General features: G+C 41.2%; 16 protein-coding genes and 1 pseudogene. 12 read left to right on the forward strand and 5 right to left on the reverse strand.

Annotation, left to right across the window (positions count from 1 at the left end):
* The first annotated feature begins 73 nt into the window (after nucleotides 1-73).
* The 4 genes and pseudogenes from BS1321_RS13575 to tagH all read left to right on the forward strand — a co-directional run bounded on the left by BS1321_RS13575 (nucleotide 74) and on the right by tagH (nucleotide 4,573).
* Entirely contained in the window at nucleotides 74-1,612 is a 1,539-nt protein-coding gene (locus BS1321_RS13575) for a glycosyltransferase family 2 protein (protein ID WP_063235693.1), read from the forward strand.
* Between the two features lie 154 nt (nucleotides 1,613-1,766).
* Nucleotides 1,767-2,957: pseudogene (locus tag BS1321_RS13580) on the forward strand (CDP-glycerol glycerophosphotransferase family protein); the annotation flags it as partial.
* Between the two features lie 3 nt (nucleotides 2,958-2,960).
* Nucleotides 2,961-3,758, forward strand: coding sequence for an ABC transporter permease (locus BS1321_RS13585; RefSeq protein ID WP_063235695.1), 798 nt, complete (start codon nucleotides 2,961-2,963; stop codon nucleotides 3,756-3,758).
* Nucleotides 3,759-3,775: 17 nt separating this feature from the next.
* Entirely contained in the window at nucleotides 3,776-4,573 is a 798-nt protein-coding gene (gene tagH / locus BS1321_RS13590) for a teichoic acids export ABC transporter ATP-binding subunit TagH (protein ID WP_063235696.1), read from the forward strand.
* A gap of 37 nt (nucleotides 4,574-4,610) precedes the next feature.
* On the opposite strand, the gene BS1321_RS13595 is transcribed toward tagH, so the two are convergent.
* From BS1321_RS13595 to BS1321_RS13605, 3 genes are read right to left on the reverse strand one after another with little or no spacing between them, the layout of a single operon-like run.
* Nucleotides 4,611-5,777, reverse strand: a complete 1,167-nt coding sequence (locus tag BS1321_RS13595) for a glycosyltransferase family 4 protein (RefSeq protein WP_063235697.1) — start codon at nucleotides 5,775-5,777, stop codon at nucleotides 4,611-4,613.
* Nucleotides 5,778-5,801: 24 nt separating this feature from the next.
* On the reverse strand, nucleotides 5,802-7,328 hold the full coding sequence (murJ, locus tag BS1321_RS13600) for a murein biosynthesis integral membrane protein MurJ (RefSeq protein ID WP_063235698.1): 1,527 nt from the start codon (nucleotides 7,326-7,328) through the stop codon (nucleotides 5,802-5,804).
* A gap of 4 nt (nucleotides 7,329-7,332) precedes the next feature.
* The gene (locus BS1321_RS13605; protein ID WP_063235699.1) at nucleotides 7,333-8,763 is read right to left on the reverse strand and encodes an O-antigen ligase family protein; all 1,431 of its coding nucleotides are present in this window, start codon (nucleotides 8,761-8,763) and stop codon (nucleotides 7,333-7,335) included.
* Between the two features lie 111 nt (nucleotides 8,764-8,874).
* Here BS1321_RS13605 and BS1321_RS13610 point away from each other — a divergent pair, with 111 nt between their 5' ends.
* The 3 genes from BS1321_RS13610 to BS1321_RS13620 all read left to right on the forward strand — a co-directional run bounded on the left by BS1321_RS13610 (nucleotide 8,875) and on the right by BS1321_RS13620 (nucleotide 11,887).
* Nucleotides 8,875-9,618, forward strand: coding sequence for a WecB/TagA/CpsF family glycosyltransferase (locus BS1321_RS13610; RefSeq protein ID WP_063235700.1), 744 nt, complete (start codon nucleotides 8,875-8,877; stop codon nucleotides 9,616-9,618).
* Between the two features lie 18 nt (nucleotides 9,619-9,636).
* Nucleotides 9,637-10,740, forward strand: coding sequence for a glycosyltransferase family 4 protein (locus BS1321_RS13615; RefSeq protein WP_063235701.1), 1,104 nt, complete (start codon nucleotides 9,637-9,639; stop codon nucleotides 10,738-10,740).
* Between the two features lie 88 nt (nucleotides 10,741-10,828).
* Entirely contained in the window at nucleotides 10,829-11,887 is a 1,059-nt protein-coding gene (locus BS1321_RS13620) for a glycosyltransferase family 4 protein (protein ID WP_063235716.1), read from the forward strand.
* A gap of 221 nt (nucleotides 11,888-12,108) precedes the next feature.
* On the opposite strand, the gene BS1321_RS13625 is transcribed toward BS1321_RS13620, so the two are convergent.
* Both BS1321_RS13625 and BS1321_RS13630 read right to left on the reverse strand, forming a co-directional pair.
* Nucleotides 12,109-13,131: an LCP family protein gene (locus tag BS1321_RS13625; RefSeq protein WP_063235702.1), complete on the reverse strand. Its 1,023-nt coding sequence runs from the start codon at nucleotides 13,129-13,131 to the stop codon at nucleotides 12,109-12,111.
* 178 nt (nucleotides 13,132-13,309) lie between these two features.
* Nucleotides 13,310-13,945 carry a YigZ family protein gene (locus BS1321_RS13630; protein ID WP_063235703.1) on the reverse strand — a complete coding sequence of 212 codons (636 nt, stop codon included), beginning with the start codon at nucleotides 13,943-13,945 and terminating at the stop codon, nucleotides 13,310-13,312.
* Nucleotides 13,946-14,562: 617 nt separating this feature from the next.
* On the opposite strand from BS1321_RS13630, the gene BS1321_RS13635 reads away from it, so the two are divergent.
* From BS1321_RS13635 to BS1321_RS13655, 5 genes are all read left to right on the forward strand, one after another.
* Nucleotides 14,563-15,705 carry a sensor histidine kinase gene (locus tag BS1321_RS13635; protein WP_063235704.1) on the forward strand — a complete coding sequence of 381 codons (1,143 nt, stop codon included), beginning with the start codon at nucleotides 14,563-14,565 and terminating at the stop codon, nucleotides 15,703-15,705.
* 47 nt (nucleotides 15,706-15,752) lie between these two features.
* On the forward strand, nucleotides 15,753-16,436 hold the full coding sequence (locus BS1321_RS13640) for a response regulator (protein WP_063235705.1): 684 nt from the start codon (nucleotides 15,753-15,755) through the stop codon (nucleotides 16,434-16,436).
* Nucleotides 16,437-16,627: 191 nt separating this feature from the next.
* Nucleotides 16,628-17,470, forward strand: coding sequence for a DegV family protein (locus BS1321_RS13645; protein ID WP_063235706.1), 843 nt, complete (start codon nucleotides 16,628-16,630; stop codon nucleotides 17,468-17,470).
* Nucleotides 17,471-17,593: 123 nt separating this feature from the next.
* Nucleotides 17,594-18,985: an ATP-dependent helicase ComFA gene (locus tag BS1321_RS13650; RefSeq protein WP_063235717.1), complete on the forward strand. Its 1,392-nt coding sequence runs from the start codon at nucleotides 17,594-17,596 to the stop codon at nucleotides 18,983-18,985.
* Entirely contained in the window at nucleotides 18,978-19,670 is a 693-nt protein-coding gene (locus tag BS1321_RS13655; protein ID WP_063235707.1) for a ComFC family protein, read from the forward strand. The genes BS1321_RS13650 and BS1321_RS13655 overlap by 8 nt, the downstream gene beginning before the upstream one ends.
* The last annotated feature ends 34 nt before the right edge of the window (nucleotides 19,671-19,704 follow it).

Consider the following 19,704-nt stretch of genomic DNA (forward strand, 5'->3'; position numbering starts at 1 on the left):
GCCTTTAAGTAACTGGTGAACTGGCTGCCTGGTCGAAACATCTATGTTACCTCTAGTAAAGGAGAGGAATCGTATGAATTTCTTGGTACGTCAAAAAGCGAGGGAACTTTTAAAGTGCAGTAAGATTCCAATTAAAAATAATCCTGTAAGCTTAAGAAATAAATTTTTAGGAAAAGGAAAAAAAGTCACTGTAGTCACTGCTGCATACAATGCTGAAAAATTCATCAGAAAAACGATTGAATCAGTAATAAATCAAACCATGGGCATAGATCAGATTGAATATATCATCATTGATGATTGTTCGACTGATGGCACCAATAAAATCATTCAAGAGTATACAGCTAAATATAAAAATATCTGTTTAGTTACCCTTAAAGAAACTAATGGGTCACCGGGGACCCCCAGAAACATTGGAATAGAATTGGGAACATCCAAATATATAACTTTTTTAGACGCGGATGACTGGCTTGCCCATGATGGACTGGAAAGCCTCTATAACATCCTGGAGGAAACCGGTGATGATTATGTAGTGGGCAAAACGGTAAAAGTCGAATCTGAGTCAGAGAGTGTTATCGGTGAGTTTGCTTCCATTAAAGAAAGAAGAAGCATCACCCCAATGGATGTTCCGCACTTTTTCTATCATATGGGTCCAACGGCTAGGATGATGAATCTGCCTATGGTTAAAGAAAATGAAATTGGTTTTCCGAATATGAAATTCGGTGAAGATAAATGGTTTTTTACAGATGTTTTCTTTAAAGTTAGAGCAGTATCAACTACTACAAAACCTATTTATTATGTCAATAGAACTTCGGAAAACTCAACTTCTTTAACACGTATTACCAATGTGTTGGACAAAAGAAAAGCGGATGTTGACATAATAAAGTATATTCAATCCAAGGATATTGCAATTGAATTGAAAAGGGTGGCTCTTAACCGGATTTATGAGTACGATATTGTAAAAACGTTCGACAGTCAAACCTTTGTGAAATCCAAGAATAAAGAAGATTTTATTGAAATATTAAGGGAAGTTGTCGAAACTGCGAAAAACTTGTCATATGACTTCAAGAATGAATTTAAAGTACCTATTTATAAATTAGCACTTGAATTATTCATGGAGGATCGTATCGATGATTTCGTAAAGTTGTTTGAATGGTTAAAGCGAGATTCCAATAAAAAATATTATATAAAAGATGGTTTACCTTATTATGAACTTCCATTTCTGGAAGGTGAATATCGCTACGTAAGGATACCGATGCTTGCTCGTGCATTGGATTCTTATATTATGGATAATGTTTACCACCAAAGTTTTGAGATTTATGGTGATGATATAAACAACATAGATTCTGTATTGATACGTGATAGAACAAGAATTGACAATGAAATCAATTGCGGAGTTCAAATAGAAGGTAATAGAGGCCATTTCACTGTTTCATTAGATGAAATTGAAAAAATGGAAAAGTCATTATTTACGGTGTTCATTCGCTACAATGATTATCAATTGGTGAATATTAAAAGGATCCTGAAAAATAAGATGACGTATAATAAGAAAAATGTGGAGTTTTATACAACAGTGGCAAATAATTTGGGACTGGCAATAAAGTCTTTGGAGTAGCTGTTAGAAGTACACCAAAAATAAGCTCTCCCTTCTATTGGGCGAGCTTATTTTTAATTCGATTTATTAGCATGGTTCCAATATCATTAATCAATAAAAAGGGAGATCGGATATGTCAAATGAAAAAATGCAAACCTCAAAGAGACCTTCCTTTCTATCGCTTGTTAAAAATAAGGCTATAGCAATTATTTTAAGAGGATATAAAATGGCTTTTGCATTGGCGGGGACAGTATTGCCAGTGGACCGGAAACTTGTTATTTTTGAGAGCTTTTTGGGCAAGCAGTATAGCTGCAATCCCCGGGCGATTTATGAATACTTGCAGAGTAACCATCCTGAATATAAAATGTATTGGAGCGTAGATAAAAGATATACAGCTCATTTCGAAGAGGCAGGTATCCCATATCTCAATCGTTTTTCATTTAGTTGGCTCCTCAAAATGACAAGAGCCCATTATTGGGTAACGAACAGCAGGCTCCCGCTTTGGATTCCGAAGCCGAAGCACACGATCTATTTGCAAACGTGGCATGGGACTCCATTAAAGAAACTTGCGGCGGATATGAATGAAGTTCATATGCCTGGAACAACGACGGATAAATATAAAGAAAATTTCCATGCCGAATCAAGTAAATGGGATTATTTAATTTCACCGAACGCTTATTCAAGTGAAATTTTTGCCCGTGCCTTCAATGTCGATACTTCTAAAATTCTGGAAACCGGTTATCCTCGGAATGATATACTTTACAATGGGAATAATCGTGATACAATCGACTCATTGAAACAGAAGTTGGGTATACCAATAGAGAAAAGGATCGTTTTATATGCCCCAACTTGGAGGGACGATGAGTTTTATAGTAAGGGAAAATATAAGTTTGAAATAAAACTGGATCTGGATCGAATGAAACAGGAATTGGGGGAGGAGTATGTCATTTTGCTCCGTCTTCATTATTTGGTTTCTGAGAACTTGGATTTATCGGCGTATCAAGGATTCGCCTATGATTTATCCAGTTACGAAGATATTAGTCATTTGTATCTTATTTCGGATTTATTAATAACTGATTATTCATCCGTATTCTTTGATTACGCAAATTTACAGCGTCCGATGCTTTTCTATGTATATGATATTGAAAATTACAGGGACAAGCTTCGCGGGTTTTACTTTGATTTTGAAAAGAATGCACCTGGTTTGTTAGTAAAAACATCTGATGCGGTCATTGATAGTATCAAGACGATGAAATATGAAAATACCAATGATATCAATCATTTTCACGAGCGGTTTTGTGCACTCGAGGATGGCCAGGCTTCACGCCGTGTCGTAGAAAAAGTGTTTTTAGGAAGGTCTGTGTAATTTATGAGTTCAGCTTTGACCGTTTTAAAAGAACAAATCAATAATTTTTATTTGGTAAGGCGTTTATCTGTTTATGAGATGAAAAGTGCCAACAGCAATAACTACCTGGGAATCCTATGGGAAATCATCAATCCGATGATACAGATTGCGATTTATTGGTTTGTATTCGGATTTATAATTTTAAATCGCGGTGAAAATTTCCTTCCATGGCTGATGGCAGGGATCGTTGTCTGGTTTTTTGTGAATCCTTCAATAACCCAAACGTCCAAATCCGTTTATTCCCGACTGAATATGGTATCCAAGATGAGCTTTCCGATGAGTGTCATTCCTTCGTATGTCATCTTTGCTAAGTTGTATCAGCATCTCATGCTGCTGGGAGTCATCATCATCCTATTAGGTTTTACTGGATACCTCCCAACAGTTTATATCATACAACTGCCGTATTATGTTGCCGCGACGGTTGCGCTGCTATTTTCATTTGGCTTAATCTCTTCAACATTATCAACCATTATTCGTGACGTTCATAATATAATCGTGTCCTTAATGAAAGTCTTGTTTTATTTAACACCAATCCTTTGGGTATTGGATGCTAAGGAGCACCCTATCATAGTCAATATCATGAAGCTGAATCCACTATATTATATCGTGGATGGGTATCGAGCTTCATTGTTGGGGGAATCATGGTATCTAATAGCGCATTGGGAATATACCCTTTATTTCTGGGCAGTCGTTATCATCTTGTTTTTGATAGGTTCCTCGCTGCATGTCAGGTTTAGAGATCGCTTTGTTGACTTTAAGTAAACTGGAAGTGAGAAAAGTTGGAAAAATCGGTAATAGTCAAAGATATAACGAAAAAATATAAATTATATAATAAAAACTCGGAAAAATTATTGGATCTCCTTTTGCCCAAAAGCTATGGGGAAGAGTATTTTGCTCTGAGGAATGTAAGTTTTGAAGCAGAAAAGGGCGATGTAATAGGATTTGTCGGGGTCAACGGATCAGGTAAATCCACATTGTCCAATATTATTGCAGGCATTATCCCGCCTACGGACGGAAATGTCCAAACTAACGGGAAAACGGCTTTGATTGCCGTTTCATCGGGTCTGAATAATCAGTTGACGGGCAGAGAAAACATCGAGCTGAAAATGCTGATGCTAGGATTCGATAAAAATCGGATCAAAGAACTTGAGCCTGAGATCATTGAGTTTTCAGAACTTGGTAAGTTCATTGACCAACCGGTGAAATCCTACTCAAGCGGCATGAAATCCAGGCTTGGTTTTTCCATTTCCGTGCATATCGATCCAGATATCCTTATTATTGATGAAGCCTTATCTGTCGGGGATAAAAACTTTGCTGAAAAATGTTTAGAGAAGATGAACGAATTTAAGGCGAAGGGCAAAACGATGTTCTTTGTCAGCCATTCAATCGGTCAGATGAAAAAGTTTTGTCAAAAGGCTTTATGGCTTGAATATGGAGAGTTAAAGGCATACGGTGCCATGAACGAAGTAATGCCGCAATATGAAGCATTCTTAAAAGAATATAACGCCATGTCTAAACAAGAACAGAAAAAATACCGTGAAGAACAAATGAAAAGGCGTAGTTCAGCATTGGTATGATAGTGAAAAGCAGACCCGGGCTTCGGGTCTGCTTTTTTTAGTTAAGCACTTCATCATAAGCTTTCTCAAACCGCTCGGCAGCCGTAAGATGGGAGTATTCGCTTTCCATTTTATATCTTGCTTTCGCAGCTAACTTTGTTGCATATTTAGTGTCTTTAAGCAGAATGGAGATGGCTTGTGCAAGTGCTTCTTTATTTTTTTCCTCTACTAACAGACCATCTTCACCATCAATGAGAATCTCCTTTAAACCTCCAATCGCGCTTGCGATGACGGGTGAGCGGCAACTCATCGCTTCTAATGCAGAAATGGAAGTAGCTTCTTCCACCCCATGGGAATGAACGCTTGGGATGAGTACGATGTCCGATGCTTCATAGAGGTTATGCATTTTCTCGAAAGGCACTGAACCAAGGAAAAGTACGGAATCGGATATTCTGAGCCTGGCTGCAGTGTCCTCAAGCCGGCTTAGCTGTTCCCCTGTACCTGCATAGACCAATACCGTTTCAGGATGGTTTTCCAGCACCTCAGGCAGAGCAAGGAGCGGGTAGATGACACCGTTCTTTTCCGTCATTCTTCTCGGAACGAAAAGCATCTTTTTATGTAGGGGTATTTGAAAGTCCCGGCGAGTTTGCTCCCGCTTTGCCATTTCCGGTTTGAAAGCAGACACGTCAATGAAGTTCTTGATCGTATCCGCCTCTATATGTGCCAAATGATTTATATAGTCTTTGATCCTTTGATCGACAGTCACGACCTTTGCAGCAGACTGATAAGCTTTTCTTTCTAGCTCGCGAATTATCAAATCTTCTTCACTATCCGGAAGAAGGGCGCCCCTGCTGACTGCCTCGAATGAATAATAACCATGGACGGTTTGCACCGTTGGTATCCCGGATTCGATGGAGGCAAGCGTTGCGAAAATGTCTTGAGCATTAATGACATCATAGTTCTTTTTCAAGGCTTTAATAGATGAAGCCAATAATTTTTGGCGTTGTCGGTCATTGAAAAGCTGGCCGCTTCCCTGTTTTACTTTATTTAATAAAAATCCTGGAGCCTGGGCGAGCATCTTCCTCTTGAAAGGTGGTAATTGAGAGAAAGATAATATGTCCACATTATGGCCCCGCGACATTAAACCTTTTTTTAACGTAGTGATATGGCTCGATAGCCCTCCTTCATGAGGGTAGTTGAAAATCGTTGTGATTAAAATTTCCATAATGGCACTCCTTCTTCTAATGTATTACTTTGATGATCTGATCCTTTTCATCGCTTGCAGGCTGCTTACTTTAAAAAGAATGGATAATGCGAGATATAATCCGAATACCAGCAGCGAGATGAGCACTAATTCCATGATGATGGGCAACGTGAGTGTAAGCGGATGGATCCAGAGAGCGATTCCGTAAATGATGGTTCCGATGATGGCAAGCTTGCTGCTTTCCTGGAAAACATCTCTGAAAGCGGCCTTGTCCGTTCTTTCTGTCTTTAGCCATAGGTAGCTGAAAAGGTAGAGAGATTGCAGGAGCATGGAAATGCCCGATGCTAAAGCAATTCCACCGACGCCGAGATAACGTGATAGGACCCAGCTAAGCAGGACGTTAAGCAATACGGCAATCAGGCAGGAATACATCGCCACTTTCGTTTTCTTCAAGGCGTAGAAGGCGTTCATCAGATAATCCCTCAGTGCAAAGAACGGGAGGCAAGCTGAATAAAAGATGAATGCTCTATACGTCATTTCGGTTGCTGAAGCATCGAAAGCCCCGCGCTGGAAAGCCAGAGTGATTAAGCTGTTTCCGCTGATTAACATGACGACCATGAACGGAATCGCTAAAAATAATAGCGATTTCAACCCCTTTAAGGTCAAATTAAGGAAAGATTGATAGCCTATAAGCGCCCGCTCGACGATTGAAGGGTACAATACGGTAATCAGCGGCGTGAGGACAATGCTTAATGGCAGCCACAGCAGGCGATTCGCATAGTTCAGGGCCGATACGCTTCCGGTTTCGAGCGAAGTCGCAATAATTCGATCGACGACACTATTCAACTGGATTGCCAAAGCGGCGATAATGATTGGATAAAAGGTGAACAGTGTTTGCACGATCTGCCGTTTATGAGGCAGGAAAGAGACGATGGGACGGATTCCGTATTTCTTCAATGATGGGTATTGGATAAGGAACTGGCTTGCTGCACCGAACACAAACCCCCAAGCCAACCCTTCAATCCCAAACGGAGCAGCGAACAATACGGTGGCTGCTATAATGACCGTGTTTTGTGCAGTGGAAGTGAGTGCCGGCAGAATAAAACGCTTATTCGCATTGAGGACCCCCGTGGCCATGTAAGAAAGCGTGAAAAATAGTAAACTTGGCAGCATGATCCGGGTCAGTGACTCTGTCAGGGCAAGCTCTGAATCAGAGAAACCCGGGGCTGTCAACATGACGAGAGGCTTTATGAAAATCATGCAGGCAATGGTCATGACTCCGGCTAACAGCATAAAAAATGAACCTAAAACACTGATGAATTCATCAGCTTTCAATGGGTTATCGGCCTTCTTTTCCAAGTAAATAGGAATAACGCCGGCCTGAAGACCGCTGCCGAGAGCCGTAAAAAGAATGGTTGGTATGAGGCTTGCCACGAAAAAAACATCTGCCATTGATGATGCCCCGAAATAGGCGGCTATGATCGATTCCCGCCCGAATCCGAGGACTTTTCCAATGGCCGCAATAATAGTGACGAGCCCGACCGATTTAATGACATGTGAAAGAGTAGGCATATTTTCAATCCTTTAAAATGATGTCCTTCTGTAAACAGAGTCCCAAACAACTATAAAATATCAGCGTAAACGTTTTATCTTCGAGAATATTGTAGAAAAGTCCTGCTAATAATGCGGCCAACATCAGGCAGATGGTGAACGCTGCCAAAGTGCCATTTCCCGATTTAAGGATTTTACGGCAGGAAAAAAAGATGAATGCAAGAACCGCAAGAAAGCCCAGTACACCAGTTTGGACCAGAATCTGGATATATTGATTATCGGTATACATCCTTTCACCAATTTGGTATTCCTGATAAATTGGTGAGGAAAAGGAAAGTGTGGCTGAATCTCCGAAGGTAGCTAGCCCTGTACCTATTATCGGGTGATCTTTAAAAATTTCAATTCCCTTGATTAGGACATATAACCGGCCCCATTCTGTACTCTGGTGCAGAGTCTTATCAGAGAACATTTCTGAAAAACGATTGGAAAGGGCATTTTCGTTTTCAGACGGGGGGGTGCTGCCAATTACCACATTTTCCATCGGGACCGATGCGGATACCTCCACTTTACTTGATGCAAATAAAACTGGGTAATAAATAAGAAGCAGGCCGAGACAAAATGCTCCTACAGCATATTTGAGAAATGGTTTATTTCTAGTCCATATCATAAAGACAAGCGCAGCGAATCCGAATGCAATCATCGTGCCCCGGGAATAGGTAAGCAGTAACGTTCCGGAGAGCAGGATGGCTGCCAGAAAGATGATCCATTTATATTTTTTAAGCGACTGAAATAGAAAGAAACTAAGGAATAACTGGATGCTTAAGAATAAGGCAAATACATTAGGATTGGCAGGTGCTCCATAAATCCTCATCCGGTTTGTTGGAGAAAGATTCCACATTTCCCATGCATGGGGAAGCAGTATCGTACGTGAAAAGATTTTCTCCACTATGCCATGCAGGCAAAGTAAGATTGTAAATATTAGGATTACCTTCAAAAAGCGAAAGATATCCTTTCTTTCTAGATTTAATTCACCGATAATGTAAAGAAGCAAGAATGTAATAAGCAATGCACGGAGTTCAAATAGGATGGGGAGGATTCCTACTCCGTTTATGAGTGCAGCCCCGGCACCAATTAAACAAAACAACCAAAAGGGCGCAGTAAAATGATATTTCGAAAATTGCCATTCGTCCTTTTTGAACCTTTCAATAATCAAAGAAATGAATAAGGTGAGGATAATCAGGTCACCTGTATAGGTTAAGCCGCTATTCAGTTCCATCAATAAGGGACGGGCAGGGAAATAAATGAATAGAATTAATAACAGGTTTTTTTTATTTATACCGATAAAAGCGAGCATCAACGCCGTTGCTATGTAACCGGCGATAGGGTGAGGCACTGCCAATGGGACGAGCAGGCACAGAAATAGAATGGGTAACGATTGTTTTTCTATAAATTTCAATTGATTAACCACCTTTGAATCAAAAATCACGTTCTATGATGTGTATGAAAAAATTTCTTGAATAATACCCCACCCTTTAGATGTATAGTACATATGAAAGGCTGAAGTGAAATGACAGAAAAGTTTGTTGAGATACTATCCATACCATTCATTGATAGCAATATGGATGAATTCATGAATGGAATGATCTATCCAAGATTGATGAATCAGGAAAAAACGTTTATCGTTACGGCAAATCCGGAAATAGTTGAATATGCAAATGAACATCAGGATTATAAAGACATCATTATATCGGCTGATTACATCACTCCGGATGGCGTTGGTATTATTATGGCCTCTAAATGGCTAAATCAACCTTTACAAGAGCGGATTACAGGATTCGACTTGATGAATGAATTATTTCGGGTTGCTGATGAAAAAGCGCTGAAGGTTTACCTGCTTGGAGCGGAGGAAAACGTGATTGAAGCAGCGGCCCTGAAAGTAAAAGAATTATACCCGGGACTCGAGTTAGTGGGATACAACCATGGTTACATTGATATCAAGGACGATACCCTGCCTAAGTCGATAGCGGAACTTGAACCTGACATCATATTGACTGCATTAGGGTTCCCTAGGCAGGAAAAATGGGTTTCCAAGCATTATGCGTTATTCAATAAGGGGTTATTCATGGGAGTTGGGGGAAGCTTTGATGTCCTTGCGGGAAAGGTGAACCGCGCCCCGGTTTTCTGGCAAAAGATGCGTCTTGAATGGTTGTACCGACTGATCCAGCAACCTTCACGGTGGAAACGGATGCTTGCTCTGCCAAGATTCGTATTAAAGGTTAGGCGGTTAAGGAAATCGGTGCAGCGTTCCTGAACATAAGGAGTGGACTGGATGAGAATCTTGCACTTAAATGCTGGTAATGAAACTGGCGGCGGTATGTTTCATATTATGTCCTTACTGAACCAATTGAATAAAGAGGAGTGTTTGCTTGGTTTATTTGAAGATGGTGAACTTTACCGGCGGGCCACGTCCTCCGGGATACAAACTGAACTTTTCAAGCAACATTCCAAATATGACCTTTCAATTTTGAAACCTTTAAGGGACTTTATCCGTCTAAATAATATAGACATCATCCATACACATGGTCCGCGGGCGAATATATATGGTGCCTTCATAAAGCGCCTCGTTAAATGCCCTTGGCTTCTTACTGTTCACAGTTCACCTCATCATGACTTTTTGGGGCAGGGTGTAAAAGGAAAATTGTTTACGGGCCTTCATGTAAGGTCATTTCAATATGCCGATCATATACTGGCAGTTTCCGACCGCTTTAAGCAGGACTTGATTGACCAAGGAATCCATTCGTCCAAAATAACAAAGATCCTAAACGGAATTGACTTTGAAAAGGAATTGCCTTTCCCATTTCAAAGAGAAGATTTTGGGTTTGGGAAAGACGATTTCATCGTCATTATGCCTGCAAGGCTTGAACCGGTGAAAGGTCATGAATTTGCTTTATCGGCATTAAGCGAAGTTGTATCGGAATTCCCCCATGTAAAGCTGTTGCTTGCAGGGGACGGGAGCAGGAGATCTGCTCTGGAAGAGATGGTCTCGGAAAAGGGATTATCCGATCACGTCTACTTTTTAGGGTATCGTGAAGATTTAGATCGAATCTACCCGTTGGGGGATATCACATTATTGACTTCCTTAAGCGAAAGTTTTCCACTGGTTTTACTTGAAGGAGCAAGATCAGGTCTTCCGGTAATCACAAGTGATGTCGGCGGTGTAAAGGAATTGATTCCCGATCGGGGCAAGGGCTGGATTACGGATATCGGCAATGTCGAACAGCTGAAATTGGCCATCTGCAATGCTTTAGAATTAAAAAAATCCGGGAACCTGACAAAGATAGGGGCGGATTTACAAAAATTTGCAAAAAACAACTTTTCTATAGAGATTTTAGCCAATAACGTATATAATGTTTATTTGAGGATGAAAAATTAAAATAAGCATTTATATATAGGTTTTCTTATAGATCGTTACGGGTATTAGATTTTTAGTTGAATTGAGGTGGTTTTTGATGTCGTTCCTGATGTTAATAGGGGCCTTGTTGGTATCCTTTTTATTATCCATTTTTTTGACTCCTTTTGTCGGAAAGCTGGCCTTTAAATTAGGAGCTACCGATAAACCGAATGAGCGAAAAGTGCATAGTAAAGTTATGCCGCGCATGGGCGGTTTAGCTATATTTTTGAGTTTTTTCATTACCTTCTTACCCTTCTTACTTTTCATGAATGATTTTGGGGGACAGTTGCCCCTTCTGGTGGGAGCCCTTGTCATCATTTTGATCGGGATGGCTGATGATATTTTTGAATTAAGAGCTGCACCCAAATTCCTGGGCCAGGTTTTGGCTGCCCTCATTATCGTATTATGGGGCGGGCTTGAAGTGGAATTCATCAATTTGCCGTTCTTTACCGATACACTTGAATTTGGTGTTTTAAGTATACCGATAACCATTTTGTGGATTGTCGGCATCATTAATGCAATTAACCTAATAGATGGACTGGATGGTCTTGCAGGCGGTGTTTCAACGATCGCATTAGTGACAATTGCAACAATGGCCCTTATTAAAGGGGACCTATTTGTTGCTATGGTCGCATTGATCGTGATTGGAAGCACTCTTGGCTTTTTGAAATATAACTTCCATCCGGCAAAGATCTTCATGGGAGATACAGGCGCATTATTCTTAGGTTACATCATTGCCGTTCTGTCCCTGCTAGGATTTAAAAATGTTACGATGATTTCATTGATCGTACCGATCATCATTTTGGGTGTTCCCATTTCGGATACATTTTTCGCGATTATCCGCAGGGTCGTCAATAAACAGCCAATCTCGGCTGCTGATAAATCCCATTTACATCACTGTTTGATAAACTTGGGATTCACTCATAAGCAGACTGTCTTGCTCATTTACGCTTTAGCTGCTTGCTTTGGCTTAGCGGCCATAATCTTTTCATTTGCAACGATGTGGGGAGCTTTGATCCTTGTAACGGGACTCCTGCTGATCATAGAAATTTTTGTGGAGAAAATTGGTTTGGTCAATTCAAACTACCAGCCGTTGCTTAAGATGCTCAACTTTAAAAACAAGCCATGATCGTTTTGGAAATAGATTACTAGATTAGCTAAATTTGCTAGTGTGTATATGAAAAGCCACCAATCGTTTAAAGAACGGTTGGTGGCTTTTTTTGCTGCTGACTGGAGGGCTTGATCATATAAAGGCTATCTGCGCAGCATGTGGTTTCATATAAGATAACTATATGGGGCAGAATGCACCAAAAAAGGAACCCCCCACTCATGATGAGTGGGGGGTTCACTTTATTCTTGTATTTGTGATTGAACTGATTCAGTTTGATTGCTTTCATCTGATCCCAGGTTCAAGTGGGATTGAAGTAACAGCTTAGTGTTCGCTAATGATGTTTCATTCAGCTGGTAATAATAGGTTCCGTTAATGGTAGAATCCTGACCTTCAAGTTTGATGGTTTCAAGATTGAGGCCTTTATCGGTAGTTACATATTTTATGAAACCTTTCATTTGTGAGAATTTAAGGTTCGTTGTCATATTGTCACCGACAGCTTCCATTACGTCTGTATATTTCGTCAGTGATCCAGCAGAGGTTGCTTTGGCAATGATGGCTTTTAGGACTTCCTGCTGCCGCTCACCACGTTGGATATCACTGTCCTTTTTACGTGTCCGTGCAAACGCTAATGCTTCTTCACCATTAACGGTTTGTAATCCTTCTTCGAGATGGATGGCATTCTTTTTGTCATGTGAATCGATTTCATACATTTCATAAGGGACGTCGACTTCGATACCATCCAATGAATCTACGACATCTATGAAAGCATTAAAGTTCATGCGAACATAATAATCGACGGGGACATCGAGTAACTCCTCTACGGTATCCATTGTCGCTTTTGGTCCGCCGGCTGCATGGGCCGCGTTGATTTTCGTGGTTACGCCTTTGGCTGGCACGTACACATATGAATCACGTGGAATGCTTAATAGTTTTATAGATTTTTGATCTTTATTGAATGTGGCCAGCATTAAAGCATCCGAACGGGAATTTCCTTTTAAGTCACGGTCCTTACTATCATCGATTCCTATGAAAAGGATCGAGAAATTATCTTCGAGCGGGTCGATCGCTGCACCTCGCTTTGCTGATGCTTCCACAGGGTCATAGGAATCATTGAATACATTCTGGGCTTTCATATACAGGGTTGCTGCATACGTAGAAGCTCCCAGACCAAGTACCAGCAGGGGAACAAGCAATAACCAAAGCCTCTTTCGCCTTTTTTTCTTTGTTTTTTTAATTTTATAAACACGCCTAGTAGTAGACATCTTTTTATTCTCCTTTTAAATAGCGAACATCAGACATATATCGCTATTTTTCGAATCCTGCAGTTTATATTTCGTCATATATTACACCTAATTTTACAATGATTTAATAATTTCGTAAAATAAATATTTCTTTTCAATTATATTACAGCATAAAAAAGGAAAAATATGCAGGAGTATATCAGGCGAATTCCTCTTCCAAATAAAGCATTTCTTCCTCAGTGATGTGGCCTTGACCATTTGTCAGCTCTGTAATCCAAGCGGTATATGTCTCTTTTTGTGTTTCCTCAACATATACAAGGATATTGACCTGATCCAGGTACTGAATTTCCTTTATTTGATAAATGGAAGATCGCAATTCGTTTTCCAATTTTCCAAGCCAGGTATAGTCGACAGTTGTCGAAATGACCCGCATTAGTTTTCTGATGACCACACCAGTGGTATTTATTCCTTCTGAAGTCGCTTTGCTGTAAGCGCGAATGAGACCGCCAGCACCAAGTTTGATGCCGCCAAAATACCGTGTGACCACAACAGCGGTGTCTTTCAGTTCCTTTTTCTTAAGCACTTCTAGGATAGGGACGCCTGCCGTTCCGCTCGGTTCTCCATCGTCGAGGGCTTTTTGGATTTGGTTTTGTTCCCCGATCATATAGGCTGAACAATTATGTGTAGCATCTTTGTGCTTTTTTTTGATTTCCTGGATAAAGGCCTGTGCGGCATCTTCGGTTTCGACCCGGGCGATGTGGGAAATAAAACGGGATTTTTCAATGACGATTTCATGTTCGCCGCGGCCTGCCACCGTTAAATATTGAGTGAGCATTACTATTCCACCTTCGTACTTCCTATTAGTTGATTTATTATAAGGCTTTGCGGAAAAAGTGGCAATGACGATTCATTTACATACCGCATGTGTAAAGAAACTTTAATATAAGATAAAGCTGTACGTGTTATAATTAATTTCATTGCCTGTTATTGTTATTAGCTGGTCATATATGCTTAAAAGAATAACATTGTAGGAAAAACATGAGTTCTGTGCCATTATCCTGGTTTTACCTTAACGTGTCCTCTCATTTCAAGGATTTTGCCATTTAATAAATGCATCTGTTTCATATGATAATCAATGGAGAGGAATATCCCATTTGATTGAAAAGGATATTTTGTATTAGGATAATAGAAATGGCTTTCTGCCTTTAATAGGCAGACTTAATGGCCGGGAATATGAGATGTATAGTAAATATGTACATTTTATGGAAATCATAAAAGGGAATTAACGTATTTTTAATCTTTTTTTGGTACAATATGTTCATGAAGGTTACTTCATACAAAAGTTACCTGAAATTTAACCATTCATGAAAAGGGAAAAGAATTTTTCCCCATATACATAGTCTTTAAGACAATAAATTGTTTAAGTCTTTTGATTTAAGTGGAGGGATCTTAATGTCCATAAAAAAGGTTGATGCTAAAGCATTGGACAAGATCTTAGAAACAATGGTGAGCACTGTTAGTGAAAGTAAGGATGAAGTCTTTGATATCGGCGAACAATGCCGAAAGGATTTCGAATCATTAACAAAAGAGCTTGATGATGTAAAAATTAGGGTTGCCATTGTGATAACCGACAGCGATGCACTGGATTCAAAAGCCAGGTTTGCTCGAAAGAGGCTTTCAGAAGTCAGTATGCACTTCAACCATTTTTCTGAAGAACAGGTGCGCGATGCTTATGAAAGGGCACATAAGCTGCAAGTCGATTTACAAATTAACCGGCAATTGGAGAAAGAGCTCCGCAATCGCCGGGATGAGCTTGAGTTAAGGTTAAGGGGTTTACAACAGACGATCGATAAAGCAGTGCATCTTGTCTCGCAAATATCGGTAGTTCAGAATTATTTGACACAGGATCTTAAATTTGTGGGGGAAGCCCTTCAAGAAGCGAAACGCAAACAGGACTTCGGCCTGAAAATAATCGAAGCCCAGGAGCAGGAACGTAAAAAGCTCTCACGGGAAATTCATGATGGTCCGGCGCAAATGCTGGCAAACGTCATGATGCGCTCAGATTTGATAGAACGAGTGCAACGGGAGAGAGGTCCTGATGAAGCGTTAGTGGAAATCCGCAGTTTAAAGGTCATGGTAAGGAATGCTTTATATGAAGTGCGCAGAATCATCTATGACCTAAGACCTATGGCACTTGATGACTTAGGCCTTGTTCCTACCCTCAGAAAGTACCTGCAAACGACCGAAGACTATAATAATGGCGTGAATCTGAATTTCGTCAACCTTGGACAGGTCAAAAGGCTTCCTTCCGATATGGAGGTCGCTTTATTCAGGCTGGTTCAAGAGGCCGTACAAAATTCATTGAAGCATGCGGATCCAAAACAGGTTCAAGTTAAACTGTCCATTTCCAAGGAGATGGTGACCGTCGTCGTCAAAGATGATGGAAAGGGGTTTGACTCTTCGATTCAAAAAGAAGGTTCATTTGGCTTGGTAGGAATGAGAGAAAGAGTCGAGCTGCTGGAAGGTGAAATGACGATCGATTCACAACCGGGGGCAGGCACTTTGGTATTTATACAAATTCCCTACCATTTATAAATTATAGAGATTAGACATATTAAATAGAAACTAGGAGGAAGAAGCCGTTGAAGACTAGTATCATCATTATCGATGACCATCAGCTTTTCCGTGAAGGCGTAAAGCGCATATTAGATTTTGAATCATCCTTTGATGTTGTTGCCGAGGGTGATGACGGAAGCGAAGCTATGGATCTCGTTGAAACACATAAACCCGATGTTGTTATCATGGATATCAACATGCCGAATATGAATGGGATCGAAGCAACAAAAATGCTCGTGAACCGTTTCCCTGAAACAAAAGTGATCATCCTTTCCATTCATGATGATGAAAACTACGTGCAGCACGCATTGAAAACAGGTGCACAAGGTTATCTGTTGAAAGAAATGGACGCAGATGCGTTGATTGATGCTGTGCGTGTAGTTGCTGAAGGTGGCTCATACCTTCATCCGAAGGTGACCCATAATTTAGTTAAAGAATATCGCCGCTTAGCAGCTGAAGAGGGTGCTGATCGTGATTCCGTACATACAATAGAAATCAGGAGGCCGCTTCACCTATTGACCCGACGCGAATGTGAAGTGCTTCAACTTTTAGCGGACGGGAAAAGTAACCGTGCCATCGGCGAAACTCTATATATCAGTGAAAAAACAGTCAAGAACCATGTGAGTAACATTCTTCAGAAGATGAATGTGAATGACCGTACACAAGCGGTTGTCCTAGCTATTAAAAACGGCTGGGTAGAAGTGAAGTAATTAAAGCGTTTGATAAGTCCGGCTCTTCAGATTCCGCAATGCGTGCTGAAGGGCTGGATTTTTTTTGTTGGAAGGATGACTCTATTCAAATATATGGTTTCATATTTTTGGTAATGTAATGCAAATAAAGGTATTTTCAGATAGAATGGTGAATATGATACAGAGTAAATTTTTATAAGGATGGTACTATTATGAAAACCGCAGTCGTAACAGATAGCACTGCATATATACCCAAGGAAATACGTGATCGTTTACATATACATATGATGCCGCTTAATGTCATTTTTTCCAATGAAGCTTATCGGGAGGAAGTTGATATTACTGCGGATGAGTTTTATGAGGAAGTAAAGAGGCAGGAGAAATTGCCGACCACTTCACAGCCTCCAATCGGGAAGTTTGTCGAGAAGTTCGAGGAGCTGCAAAACGAATATGATGATGTTATTTCAATTCATTTATCGAGCGGCATCAGCGGAACGTATCAAGGAGCGGTATCTGCAGGTGAAATGGTCGAGGGAATTAGGGTTCATGCCTTTGATTCGGAAATCAGCTGCATGGTACAGGGGTTTTACGTGATCGAGGCGGCAAAGATGGCCCTTGATGGTAAAGGTGCAGAAGAAATCATGGCCAGGCTCGAAGAAATGAAACCATCGGTCAGGGCATACTTCATGGCAGATGACCTATCCCATCTGCAGCGCGGCGGCCGCTTAAGCAGTGCTCAAGCATTGATTGGCAGTCTGCTTCAAGTGAAGCCGGTCCTCCATTTTGTTGATAAAGTCATCGTCCCATTCGAAAAAATCCGTACTAGAAAAAAAGCGATGAAACGGATTGCCGATATACTTGGAGAAGACGCGGCGAGCGGCGAGAAATATAAAGCCGTCATTATTCATGCAAAACGGGAAAGTGAAGCTAAAGACTGGAAAGCCGAACTTGAAGCTCGGTTCCCAAATGTCGAATTCGACATCAGCTACTTCGGTCCAGTAATCGGAACGCATCTGGGCGAAGGCTCAATGGGGATGGGCTGGTATAAAATTTAAGTTGTGACGCCTTTCATAAGTGAAAGGCATTTTTTTATGGAGCAAAAAGGAATTCAGGAGTAAAAAGCGAATGATAAGGAGGAGTCTAATTTATCAAGAAATGGAGGTGGCAGTTTGGAAAAAATGAGCATTTCCCCCCCTTATTCCCCGGAACTTCAGAACCATCTCACCGGCAAACATCTTTTGGGCTTCGAAATCCCCTTCTCCCAAGAACTCCTCGCAGAGCACCTCAAGAATGGGTATGTCTCGGAAACTTGCGGCGTGCAATCTGGAAATGGCAGTTATCACTGTGTACGCTGCGGTAACAAAGAACAAACTTTGTTTTATACATTCCCGTGCAAGATTTGCAATCAAGATTGCACTTACTGCCGCTCATGCATCATGATGGGACGGGTCAGTGAATGTGCAAAGCTTTATAGGTGGACCGGTCCCAGCATTCAGTTTACGATTCCTGACAATGTGATGAGGTGGGCAGGCACTTTATCGGCAGGTCAACAAAATGCCTCCGACTGTGTCGTTGAAGCCGTAAAAGGAAAAGATGAATTTCTGGTCTGGGCTGTATGCGGGGCAGGGAAGACGGAGGTCCTATTTCCAGCGATTGAGGCAGCTTTGCATGCCGGGAAACGGATTTGTTTGGCAACACCGCGGACCGATGTGGTTCTCGAACTCTCCCCGAGGTTAAAAAAAGCTTTTCCTGAGATTGAAGTCACGACCCTCTATGCCGGCAGTGCCGATCGACATGGCTTTTCGCCGCTAACCGTTTCCACGACACATCAGCTTTTCCGTTTTATTGAGGCTTTCGATGTCATCATCGTTGATGAAGTCGATGCGTTTCCCTACTCAATTGATGATTCGCTGCATTATGCGGTTAATAAATCGAAAAAGGTTTCTGCGGCAACCATTTACTTGACCGCCACACCTTCGAAACGGATGCAGCGGCTATATCGAAGCGGCAAATTGAAAGCCGTCATAATCCCTGCCCGTTATCATCGTCAGCCAATCCCGGTCCCTGAAATGAAGTGGAGCGGCAATTGGCAAAAACTATTTCTTCAAAAAAAAGTTCCCCTCGCAATCAACGGATGGGTAAGTGAACGCCTTAAGCGGAATATCCCCTTCCTATTGTTTTTTCCAAGCATTCAAGTGATGGAGCAGGTCATTCCGCTGTTTCAAAAGCTGTCCCCTAAATTATCGATTGTCCACTCCCGGCACCCTGATCGAAAGGAAAAAGTAATGGCACTAAGGAATGGAATGGTTCCAGGATTACTTACCACGACCATCCTGGAACGCGGCGTGACCATTGAGCGGTTGGAAGTAGCCGTGATTGGTGCTGAACATGAAGTGTTTTCTGATAGTGCCCTCGTTCAGATAGCTGGCAGGGTAGGGAGAAGCTTTGCTAACCCTGCCGGGACGATTACCTTTTTTCATTACGGTAAAAGTAAAGCGATGGTCGAGGCGATTCACCATATACAAATGATGAATAAAGATGCCATGAAAAGGGGGCTGCTGGATGAATAGATGCCTTGTTTGTGATGAAGGAATGAAGCAAGCATTGACATGGAGGAGCCTTTTTGCGCAAGACGATGCAAGGGCAATCTGCGCAGGATGTGAGGGGAAACTTAATAGGATAACCGGAGAAACATGTTCCATGTGCTCAAGGGAGCTGGGCGGGGATCATACCACCGGTGACCTCTGTCTGGATTGTTCAAGATGGGAAAGGAATAGGGAATGGGGAGGCTATTTGTCGAAGAACATATCGCTATTTCATTATAATGAATACTTAAAAGACATTATTGCTAAATATAAGTACCGGGGAGATTATGCATTAGCTGAGGTTTTCGTCCCTTTTTTGAAAGAAAGGTTAAAGGACATGGAATTTGACCTGGTAACGGCCATCCCGCTTAGTCATGAACGGCTTAGGGAGCGGGGATTTAATCAGGGACAGGCTTTGGCAGATCTTCTTGGACTTCACACGGTTGAGACCTTGACAAGAATCCATACGGAAAAACAATCAAAAAAATCACGTCAAGAGAGAATGTCATTACCACAGGTTTTTCAGGCCGTGCAATCTGATTTGCTGGAGCACAAATCTATTTTGATCATCGATGACATTTACACAACAGGCACAACTCTCAGGCATGCAGCCAAAGCCTTAATAACTGCTGGGGCCAAAGAAGTATCATCCATTACCCTGGCTAGGTGAAACAGCTTATTTTAATAAACATCCCTAAAGTATC

Origin of the sequence: Peribacillus simplex NBRC 15720 = DSM 1321, assembly GCF_002243645.1 — a bacterium.
Taxonomy (GTDB): domain Bacteria; phylum Bacillota; class Bacilli; order Bacillales; family DSM-1321; genus Peribacillus; species Peribacillus simplex.